Source organism: Streptomyces sp. NTH33, from assembly GCF_003236365.1.
In the GTDB taxonomy this organism is placed as follows: domain Bacteria; phylum Actinomycetota; class Actinomycetes; order Streptomycetales; family Streptomycetaceae; genus Streptomyces.
In genome coordinates this window covers 1-10224 of record NZ_POTZ01000259.1, presented here as the reverse complement: position 1 = coordinate 10224, position 10224 = coordinate 1, and the positions used below count along the sequence as shown (strand labels likewise).

Here is a 10224-nt window from a genome sequence, read left to right as displayed (position 1 = left end):
CCAGGGTCCCCACCGACCCCGAAGCCCTGGTCGAGTACTTCACCTTCACGGACTTCGCCCACTTCATCGACGTGTACCTGTCCGTCGTGGACCTGATCCGCACCCCGGAGGACGTCCGGCTGCTGACCTACGAGGTGGCCCGCGACCTGGCCCGCCGGCAGGTGCGCTACGCCGAGCTGACCATCACCCCGTTCTCCTCCACCCGCCGCGGCATCGACGAGCGCGCCTTCATGGACGCGATCGAGGACGCCCGCAAGGCGGCCGAGGCCGAGTTCGGGACCGTACTGCGCTGGTGCTTCGACATCCCCGGGGAGGCCGGCCTGGAGTCGGCCGAGGAGACCGTCCGGCTCGCCACCGACGACCGGCTGCGTCCCGAGGGACTGGTGTCGTTCGGACTCGGCGGGCCCGAGATCGGCGTACCGCGGCCGCAGTTCAAGCCCTACTTCGACCGTGCCATCGCCGCCGGGCTGCGCTCGGTCCCGCACGCCGGTGAGACCACCGGGCCGGAGACGGTGTGGGACGCGCTGAACGAGCTGCGCGCCGAGCGCATCGGCCACGGCACCAGCTCCGCGCGGGACCCGAGGCTGCTCGCGCACCTCGCCGAGCACCGGATCGCGCTGGAGGTGTGCCCGACCTCCAACATCGCCACCAGAGCCGTACGCACCCTCGACGAGCACCCCCTCAAGGAGTTCGTCCGCGCCGGGGTGCTCGTCACGATCAACTCCGACGACCCGCCGATGTTCGGCACCGACCTCAACAACGAGTACGCCGTCGCCGCCCGCCTCCTCGACCTCGACGAGCGGGGCATCGCCGAGCTCGCCAGGAACGCGGTGCACGCCTCCTTCCTCGACGAGGCCGGCAAGGCGCGCATCGTCGAGGAGATCGACACCTACACCGAGCGGTGGCTCGCGCCCGGCCCCCTGGCACCATGAACCCCATGCAGACCGTGACGGCGGTGGCGCACCGCGGCGATCCCTACCGCTTCCCCGAGAACACGATCGACTCGCTGCGTTCCGCGCTCGACCAGGGCGCGGACGCGGTCGAGATCGACGTACGCCTGACCCGGGACGGCGTTCCCGTGCTGCTGCACGACGAGTCGCTGAAGCGGCTGTGGGCGCACGACCGGCCGCTGCGGGCGCTGTCCGCGCGGGAGGTGCGCGAGGTGACGGGCGGCCGGGTGCCCACGCTCGAGGACACGCTCGCCGCGACGGACGGCCGCCGGGTGATGATCGACCTGCCGGGCCCGGCCCGCCCGCGGGCGGTGCGGCGGATCGTCGAGGTGGTCCACGCGTGCGGGGCGCGGGACCGCGCGTACTACTGCGCGGGCGCCGAGACGATGCTCGCGGTGCGCGCCGCCGACCCCTCCGCCGAGATCGCCCTGACCTGGACCACGCTCGCACCCCCGCGTGCCGGGCTGCTGGACGCGGTGCGCCCGAGGTGGCTGAACTACCGCTTCGGCCTGGTCAGCCGTGACCTCGCGGCCCGGGTCCACCGCGACGGCTACCTGCTGTCCGCCTGGACCCCCGACACCCGCCGCTCCCTGCGCCGCCTCCTCGACCTCGGCGTCGACTCGATCACGACCAACCGCGTCGACGTGCTGTGCGCCCTGCGCACCGCGGGGACGGCCGCCCTGTAGGGGTCGCGCCCTCAGGCGGCGCGGCGTGCGCCGAGCAGGCGGCGGGCCGCCGCGTGCGACCCCGCCGTGGCCGCGCCCGCCAGGGTGAGGCCGAGGGCCAGGTCACGGGGGCGGGTGGGGCTCAGGACACCGGCGCGGCGCAGACGGGCGCGGGCCCAGAGGGTGAAGGGGACGACCACGACGGGCGAGGTGGCCGATCCGGGGGTGTAGCCGCGGACCGCCGCGGCCTGGGCCAGGTGGACCAGGCCGTGGAGGCCGAAGGCGTTCAGCGCCGCCTGGTAGACGGCGGAGCGGCCGCCGGTCGCCGCGCCGGCGGCGGACGCGGTGGCGACGATCGTGGCCATCACGCCCACGGCCACCGCGAATTGACGCCCGTCCACGGACTCGGCCCGCCGCCACAGCGCCTCCGGCACACCCGGGAACCGCTCCCGCAGCACCGGCACATTGCGCCGCAGCCACCCCGGCAGGGCGGCCAACTCCTCGGCCTCGTGCAGGGCCCAGGCCGCCAGCAGCCCGAACGTGACGGCGGGGCCCACGTGTTGGTCGCTCGGTGTGTGTGTCATGGACGTGAGTCTGCTACCGGGATTCATTCGCAGTGCACCGGCGTTCACGCCGGTGGCGCAGCAGATCCGGCGGGTGCGGCGTGGAGCGTCGCCGGATCGTTCCGGCGGGACCGGATTCGACTGATCCGCCCCGGACTGTCACAGGCCGGTGCCAGCGTCCGGATCGTGCAGCTTCGGTATGCCTTCCGTCTCGACCCGACGCCGGGTCAGCGCATCGCGCCGGCCCGGGCGTTCGGGTGCGCGCGGGTGGTGTACAACGACGCGGTCGCCGCACGGGAGCGGCCCGGGCGGCCGGGGAGCCGTTCCCGACCGCGGCGGTGCTGTCGCGGACGCTTCTCACCGAGGCGAAGAAGACCCGGGAGCGGCACTGGCTGGGCGAGGTCTCCGCGGTAGTGCTGCAGCAGGCGCTGCGAGACTGCGAGGCGGCCTACCGCAACTTCTTCGCCTCCTTCAAGGGAGCCCTGAAGGGACCGCGGGTGGGCGCGCCGCGGTTCAAGTCGCGCAAGGACGCCAGGCAGGCGATCCGGTTCACCGCCAACGCCCGCTGGTTGATCACCGAGGCCGGGCGGCTGAACCTGCCGAAGATCGGCGAGGTGCGGGTCAGGTGGTCCCGGGCCCTGCCCGCCGTCCCGTCCAGTGTCACGGTGATCAAGGACGCGGCGGTCCGGTACTTCGCCTCCTTCGTCGTCGGCACCGATCCGGCCGCCGACGCGGCCCGCATACCTGACACCGACCAGAGCGTCGGCATCGATCTCGGCCTGACCCACTTCGCGGTCCTGTCCGACGGCACGAAGATCGACTTCCCGCGGTTCCTGCGCCGCGCGGAAAAGAAGCTGAAGAAGGCCCAGCGGGAGCTGTCCCGGAAACAGAAGGGCTCGAAGAACCGGGAGAAGGCCCGCCTGAAGGTGGCCCGTGCCCACGCGCAGGTGGCCGACGCCCGCCGCGAGTTCCTCCCCCAAGCTCTCGGCTTCGCTCGAGCAAGGGGGACCCCCATCCAACTCTCCACCCGGCTGATCCGCGAAAACCAAGCGGTCGCGGTGGAGGACCTGGCAGTCAAGGCACTGGCGCGCACCCGGCTGGCCAAGAGCATCCACGACGCGGGCTGGTCGCAGTTCGTGCACATGCTCGCCTACAAGGCCCAGCGGTACGGGCGCACCCTCGTCAGGGTCGGCCGGTTCGAGCCCACCAGCCAGGTGTGCTCCGCCTGTGGCCACCCGGGCGGGCCCAAACCCCTCACCCTGCGGGAATGGACCTGCACCGCGTGCGGCACCACCCACGACCGGGATCACAACGCCGCCCTCAACATCAAGGCCGCCGGACTGGCGGTGACAGCCTGTGGAGCGCCGGTAAGACCGGAACCTGGTCCGGCACAGCGCGGTGAAGCAGGAAGCCACGGAATCCGCACCGGAACCCGCGCCGCATAGCGGCACAGCCACCGGAGAGGAAGGCCAGAATCCTCGGGCTTCAGCCCGAGGAGCAAGTCAAATGCCCACGATGCCGTTCCAGCGCTTGGCGAACTCCACGCGTTCCCCGGCGGTGATGTTCCGGGCGACGGCGAGCCGCTTGCGCATGGTGCTGTCGGGGAAGATCAGCGGGTTTTCGGCGAGGGCCGCCGTCTCCTCGTCCTTGGAGTCGGCGAGCACGGCCTGGGCCGCCGGGACCGGGCAGATGTAGTTCACCCAGGCGGCGAGTTCCGCGGCGACCTCGGGCTCGTAGTAGTAGTCGACCAGGCGTTCCGCGTTGGTCTTGTGGCGGGCCCGGTTGGGGATCATCAGGGAGTCCGACCACAGCTCGGCGCCCTCCTCGGGCACGACGAAGTGGATGTCGGGGTTGTCCGCCTGGAGCTGGATCACGTCGCCCGAGTAGGCCTGGCAGGCCAGGACGTCGCCGCTGACCAGGTCCTTGGTGTAGTCGTTGCCGGTGAAGCGGCGGATCTGACGCCTGCGGATCTGCCGCTCCATCTGGTCGCAGACGGTGTGGAAGTCGTCGGCCGTCCACTTGGTGATGTCCACGCCGTTGCCCTGCATGAGCAGCGCGAACGCCTCGTCGACGCCGGAGAGCAGGGTGACGCGGCCCTTGAGGTCGCTCGCCCACAGGTCGGAGACCTGGCGGATCTCGCGGCCGAGTTTGCGGCGGTTGTAGGCGATGCCGGTGATGCCCGACTGGTAGGGCACGGTGAACTTGCGGCCCGGGTCGAAGGCGGGCGAGCGCAGCAGCGGGTCGAGGTGCTCGGCCACATGGGGCTGGCGGGCGCGGTCCATCTCCAGCACCCAGCCCAGCTGGACGTAGCGCGCGCACATGTAGTCGCTGATCACGATGAGATCGCGACCCGTCTGCTGACGGTTCATCAGCAAGGGGCTGATCTTGCCGAAGAACTCGTCGTTGTCGTTGACGTCCTCGACGTAGTCGACGGAGATGCCCGTGCGCTTCTCGAAGGCCTCGAGGGTGGGCCGCTTGTTCGGGTTGTCGTCGTCGGTGTCGATGTACAGCGGCCAGTTCGACCAGGCCAGCCGGCGGTCGGTGGCGGAGGCGTCCGGGATCGTACGGTCACCGGGCTTGACGTAGGCGGCGGGCACACCGCACCCGGCGAGCGCACCGAGCGCGGCCGTGCCGCCCAGGGCGCGCAGCAGGGAACGGCGGGTGAGCGGGGACGTCTTCGGAGTCTGGGGCACGCCGTCAGCATGCCGTCCGTGTCCGTGCCCGGACAATGGACGCAGCGTCGAGTGGGCCCGGGCGGAACCGACACCCTGTCGATCACCCGCGGTGCGGAGAACGCACCGCGGCCCCGGACGGTCCGTCCTCCGTCCGGGGCCGCGAGTCGGCGGTTCGCCGCGGGTCCGCGGTTCGCCGCGATCAGCCGGTCATGCGGTCCGCGGTCGCCCGCCGATCACCGGGCGACCGGCGGACGATCGGCGGGTCACGCGTCCAGCGAGGTCATGACGTGCTTGATCCGCGTGTAGTCCTCGAAGCCGTACGCCGACAGGTCCTTGCCGTAGCCGGACTTCTTGAAGCCGCCGTGCGGCATCTCGGCGACCAGCGGGATGTGGGTGTTGATCCACACGCAGCCGAAGTCGAGCTTCTTGGACATCCGCATGGCGCGGGCGTGGTCCTTGGTCCACACCGAGGAGGCCAGGGCGTACTCGACGCCGTTGGCGTACTCGACGGCCTGGTCCTCGTCCGAGAAGGACTGGACGGTGATGACCGGGCCGAAGACCTCCCTCTGGATGATCTCGTCGTCCTGCTTGAGGCCCGAGACGACGGTCGGGGCGTAGAAGTAGCCCTTGTCGCCGACCCGGTGGCCGCCGGCCTCGACCTTGGCGTGGGCGGGCAGCCGCTCGATGAAGCCGGCGACCTGCTCGAGCTGGTTGGGGTTGTTCAGCGGGCCGAAGAGGACGTCCTCGTCGTCCGGCTGCCCGGTCCTGGTGTCCTCCGCGGCCTTGGCCAGCGCCGACACGAACGCGTCGTGGATGGACTCGTGGACCAGCACGCGGGTGGCGGCCGTGCAGTCCTGGCCGGCGTTGAAGAAGCCGGCGACCGAGATGTCCTCGACGGCCTTGTCGATGTCGGTGTCCTCGAAGACCACGACCGGGGCCTTGCCGCCGAGCTCCAGGTGGACCCGCTTGAGGTCCTTGGAGGCGGACTCGGCGACCTGCATGCCGGCGCGCACGGAACCGGTGATGGACGCCATCGCCGGGGTGTCGTGCTCGACCATCATGCGGCCGGTCTCGCGGTCGCCGCAGATGACGTTGAAGACGCCCTTGGGCAGGATCGAACCGAGGATCTCGGCGATCAGCACCGTGGAGGCCGGGGTGGTGTCCGAGGGCTTCAGCACGACCGTGTTGCCCGCCGCGATCGCCGGGGCGAACTTCCACACGGCCATCATCATCGGGTAGTTCCACGGCGCGACCTGGGCGCAGACGCCGACCGGCTCGCGGCGGACGATCGAGGTCAGACCCTCCATGTACTCGCCGGCCGAGCGGCCCTCGAGCAACCGCGCCGCGCCCGCGAAGAAGCGGACCTGGTCGACCATCGGCGGGATCTCCTCGGAGCGGGTCAGCCCGATCGGCTTGCCCGTGTTCTCCACCTCGGCCGCGATCAGTTCCTCGGCGCGCTCCTCGAAGGCGTCCGCGATCTTCAGCAGGGCCTTCTGGCGCTCGGCCGGGGTGGTGTCGCGCCAGCCCGGGAAGGCCGCGGCGGCGGCGGCCATGGCGGCGTCCACGTCCGCCTGCCCGGACAGCGGCGCGGTCGCGTACGCCTCGCCCGTCACGGGGTTGACCACCTCGGTGGTCCGTCCGTCGGCGGCGTCCCGGAACCCACCGTCGATGTAGTTGCGCAGACGACGCAGCTCGGTGCTCACTGCCGGCCCTCCTGATCCTGTTCATGCTGTCCAGCGGCTGAGACATCCACCCTAGTCGGCACGCTGACGTTTTCAATACCCCCGCCGCGCCGTCTTCTGCGAAATCCGCAGGCCTCAGTCTCGTAAACAACGAATTTCATCGCCTCGACCTTGCAAAACTATCGAGACGTCGTGCACAGTGTGACCGTGCCCAGTCGAAGCGCAGACCACAAGGACTCCCGCGAGTCCAGGCACGGCAACCACCACCTGGACGCCGTCTCCCTCGCCATCATCGAGCAGCTGCAGGAGGACGGCCGCCGGCCGTACGCCGCGATCGGCAAGGCCGTCGGCCTGTCCGAGGCGGCCGTGCGCCAGCGCGTCCAGAAGCTGCTCGACCAGGGCGTGATGCAGATCGTCGCCGTCACGGACCCGCTCACCGTGGGCTTCCGCCGGCAGGCGATGGTCGGGATCAACGTCGAGGGCGACACGGAGACCGTGGCCGACGCGCTGACGGGCATGTCGGAAGTCGAGTACGTGGTGATGACCGCGGGCTCGTTCGACATTCTCGCCGAGATCGTCTGCGAGGACGACGACCAGCTGCTGGACGTCATCAACAAACGCATCCGGGTCCTGCCCGGCGTGCGCTCCACCGAGAGCTTCGTCTACCTCAAGCTCAAGAAGCAGACCTACATGTGGGGAACCCGATAACCGTGAGCAAGGATCTCAGCCGTACCGCGTACGACCACTTGTGGATGCACTTCACCCGCATGTCCTCGTACGAGAACTCACCCGTGCCGACGATCGTGCGCGGCGAGGGCACCTACATCTACGACGACAAGGGCAAGCGCTACCTCGACGGTCTCGCGGGTCTGTTCGTGGTCCAGGCCGGTCACGGCCGCACGGAGCTGGCCGAGACGGCGTTCAAGCAGGCGCAGGAGCTGGCGTTCTTCCCCGTCTGGTCCTACGCCCACCCCAAGGCCGTGGAGCTCGCGGAGCGCCTGGCCGACTACGCGCCGGGCGACCTGAACAAGGTCTTCTTCACCACCGGCGGCGGCGAGGCGGTGGAGACCGCCTGGAAGCTCGCCAAGCAGTACTTCAAGCTGACCGGCAAGCCCACCAAGTACAAGGTCATATCCCGCGCGGTCGCCTACCACGGCACCCCGCAGGGCGCCCTGTCCATCACCGGCCTGCCGAGCCTGAAGGCCCCCTTCGAGCCGCTGGTGCCGGGTGCCCACAAGGTCCCGAACACCAACATCTACCGCGCCCCGCTCTTCGGTGACGACCCGGAGGCCTTCGGCCGCTGGGCCGCCGACCAGATCGAGCAGCAGATCCTCTTCGAGGGCCCGGACACGGTCGCGGCCGTCTTCCTGGAGCCGGTGCAGAACGCCGGCGGCTGCTTCCCGCCCCCGCCCGGCTACTTCCAGCGGGTCCGCGAGATCTGCGACAAGTACGACGTGCTGCTCGTCTCGGACGAGGTCATCTGCGCCTTCGGCCGCCTGGGCACGATGTTCGCCTGCGACAAGTTCGGCTACGTCCCGGACATGATCACCTGCGCCAAGGGCATGACCTCGGGCTACTCCCCGATCGGCGCCTGCATCATCTCCGACCGCCTGGCCGAGCCGTTCTACAAGAGCGACAACACCTTCCTGCACGGCTACACCTTCGGCGGCCACCCGGTCTCCGCGGCGGTGGCCCTGGCCAACATCGACCTGTTCGAGCGGGAGAACCTCAACCAGCACGTGCTGGACAACGAGGCCGCCTTCCTCTCCACCCTGCAGAAGCTGCACGACCTGCCGATCGTCGGCGACGTCCGCGGCAACGGCTTCTTCTACGGCATCGAGCTGGTGAAGGACAAGGACACCAAGGAGTCCTTCAACGAGGAGGAGACCGAGCGCGTCCTGTACGGCTTCCTGTCCAAGGCGCTGTACGACAACGGCCTGTACTGCCGTGCCGACGACCGCGGCGACCCGGTCGTCCAGCTCGCCCCGCCGCTGATCTCCAACCAGGAGACCTTCGACGAGATCGAGCAGATCCTGCGCGCGACGCTGACGGAGGCGTGGACCAAGCTGTGACCGGCGTGCCTCTTCCGGAGGCAGTCGGACACACACCTCCGATCAGATGATGATCATGGCCCCGGCGTCGACCGTTCGAGTGAGAAACGGCGGCCCGGGGCCGTGTGCTGTCCGGCCTCCCGGCGTCGGCTGCCTAGCGTTCCGGTGACCGATCGGCTCCGCCTTCGTTCCCCCGGACGAGGGATACGGGGATATTTCGAGCTCCGAACCGAGGTGTACGCCATGGACGCCCCACCGGACAACGACGTGCTCTGGGCACGCGCCCTGCACTACACCCACAAGGACGGCTCGCCCGGCCTGGAGGGTGTCTCGCTCGGCGTCCGGCAGGGCGAGATCCTCGCCGTCGCCGGTCCGAGCGGCAGCGGCAAGACGACCCTGCTGCGGTGCCTGTCCGGAATGGTGCGCGTGCGGCAGGGCGAGATCTGGTTCAACAGCGCCCCCGTGCACACCCTCGGCCCGCTGGCCCGTGAGCGGCTGCGCCGCGACCGGTTCGGCTGGATCGACCCCGTTCCGGTGCTCGTACCGGAACTGAACGCCTGGGAGAACACGGCCCTGCCCCTGATGCTGCGCGGCACCAGCCGGCGCCGGGCCAAGGTGGCCGCCCAGGAGTGGCTGGACCGCCTCGACGTCGGCGACCTGGCCCGCAAGCGCCCGCACCGGCTGCGCCGGGCCGAGCTGCAGCGGGTCTGCATCGCCCGCGCGCTCGCCCCCGCCCCCACGGTGCTGTTCGCCGACGAGCCGACGGCCCCGCTGCACCGGGCCGACCGCACCCACGTACTGCGCACGCTCACCACGGCGGCCCGCTCGCACGGCATCACCGTCGTGCTCGCCACGCACGATCCGGAGACCGCGGCCCTCGCCGACCGCACGGTGGCACTGCTCGACGGGCAGTGCGTGAAGAGCGTGCACCTGCCCCCGGTCGGCGACGCGGCGGAAGGCCGGGCCACGTGCTCGCTCTCCGTCTGATCCGCGTCGCCCGCCCGGCCGTCCAGCTACGCCGTCTGACCGTCGCTGCGGCGTCGGCGGGCACGGGCTTCCTGCTGCTGTGCAGCCTCGGCTACGCCCTGGGCCACCCGGAGCACTCGTCGGCGGCGGTGCTGCGGCTGTCCTGGTGCGTGACGCCCCTGGCCGCGACGGTGTACCTCGCGGTCGCGGTGGCCCGCACCGACCCCCGCACCCGACCCCGGCCGGGCCTGTCGGCGCTCGGTCTCGGCCCCGGCCGCCTGATGGCCGTCTCGGCGGCCACGACGGCCCTGTCCTGCGCGCTCGGCTCGCTGCTCGCGCTGCTGCTCTTCCTGCACCTGCGCGGCGACCGGACGGGCCTGCCGTTCGACGGCGCCGCGTCGAGCGCCCTGGCCGCGGGGTACCGGCTGCCGGTGGCGGGGACGCTGACCCTGCTGGCCGTCGTCCCGGTGCTCGCGTCGGGGGTGGTGGCGCTGGTGCTGCGGCCGCGGGAGGACGGCGCCCGGCCGCCACGCCGACCGGCGGGCAGTGGTGCGGCCGACGGTCCGGCGCACACACCCCCCGACGGCCCAGCGCACACACCCACCGACCGCGCGGCACACACACCCCCCGACGGCCCGGCACACACACCCACCGACCGCGCGGCACACACAC

General features: G+C 71.0%; 8 protein-coding genes and 2 pseudogenes. 7 read left to right on the top strand and 3 right to left on the bottom strand.

Features of this window, described 5'->3' with window-relative positions; translation table 11 throughout:
- Together C1I97_RS23040 and C1I97_RS23035 are read left to right on the top strand one after the other, a co-directional pair.
- A partial coding sequence (locus tag C1I97_RS23040) for an adenosine deaminase (RefSeq protein WP_111005093.1) occupies positions 1–932 on the top strand: 932 nt, incomplete at its 5' end.
- A 5-nt stretch (positions 933–937) separates the two neighbouring features.
- The gene (locus C1I97_RS23035) at positions 938–1636 is read left to right on the top strand and encodes a glycerophosphodiester phosphodiesterase (protein WP_181446870.1); all 699 of its coding nucleotides are present in this window, start codon (positions 938–940) and stop codon (positions 1634–1636) included.
- Between the two features lie 11 nt (positions 1637–1647).
- Here the strand turns inward: C1I97_RS23035 and C1I97_RS23030 are convergent, their stop codons facing one another.
- Positions 1648–2199: an HXXEE domain-containing protein gene (locus C1I97_RS23030; protein ID WP_111005092.1), complete on the bottom strand. Its 552-nt coding sequence runs from the start codon at positions 2197–2199 to the stop codon at positions 1648–1650.
- A 165-nt stretch (positions 2200–2364) separates the two neighbouring features.
- Here C1I97_RS23030 and C1I97_RS23025 point away from each other — a divergent pair.
- Positions 2365–3623: pseudogene (locus C1I97_RS23025) on the top strand (RNA-guided endonuclease InsQ/TnpB family protein).
- Between the two features lie 57 nt (positions 3624–3680).
- Here the strand turns inward: C1I97_RS23025 and C1I97_RS23020 are convergent.
- Complete coding sequence (locus C1I97_RS23020) at positions 3681–4871, bottom strand: ABC transporter substrate-binding protein (protein ID WP_111005091.1); 1191 nt, start codon at positions 4869–4871, stop codon at positions 3681–3683.
- Between the two features lie 245 nt (positions 4872–5116).
- Positions 5117–6556: a gamma-aminobutyraldehyde dehydrogenase gene (locus tag C1I97_RS23015; RefSeq protein WP_111005090.1), complete on the bottom strand. Its 1440-nt coding sequence runs from the start codon at positions 6554–6556 to the stop codon at positions 5117–5119.
- A 171-nt stretch (positions 6557–6727) separates the two neighbouring features.
- Here C1I97_RS23015 and C1I97_RS23010 point away from each other — a divergent pair, with 171 nt between their 5' ends.
- The 4 genes and pseudogenes from C1I97_RS23010 to C1I97_RS22995 form a co-directional block, all read left to right on the top strand.
- A complete protein-coding gene (locus tag C1I97_RS23010; RefSeq protein WP_111005089.1) occupies positions 6728–7243 on the top strand; it encodes an Lrp/AsnC family transcriptional regulator in 516 nt (171 codons plus the stop codon).
- A complete protein-coding gene (locus tag C1I97_RS23005) occupies positions 7228–8607 on the top strand; it encodes an aspartate aminotransferase family protein (RefSeq protein ID WP_111005088.1) in 1380 nt (459 codons plus the stop codon). Before C1I97_RS23010 ends, C1I97_RS23005 begins: the two co-directional genes overlap by 16 nt.
- A gap of 222 nt (positions 8608–8829) precedes the next feature.
- Complete coding sequence (locus C1I97_RS23000; protein WP_111005087.1) at positions 8830–9573, top strand: ABC transporter ATP-binding protein; 744 nt, start codon at positions 8830–8832, stop codon at positions 9571–9573.
- Positions 9555–10224, top strand: a pseudogene (locus C1I97_RS22995) (hypothetical protein); the annotation flags it as partial. The gene C1I97_RS23000 and the pseudogene C1I97_RS22995, both read left to right, overlap by 19 nt.

Excerpts from the sequence above, each read along its gene's own strand:
- C1I97_RS23030 (WP_111005092.1), bottom strand. The coding sequence starts at position 2,199 with ATGACACACACACCGAGCGACCAACACGTGGGCCCCGCCGTCACGTTC.
- C1I97_RS23035 (WP_181446870.1), top strand. The coding sequence starts at position 938 with ATGCAGACCGTGACGGCGGTGGCGCACCGCGGCGATCCCTACCGCTTC.
- C1I97_RS23000 (WP_111005087.1), top strand. The coding sequence starts at position 8,830 with ATGGACGCCCCACCGGACAACGACGTGCTCTGGGCACGCGCCCTGCAC.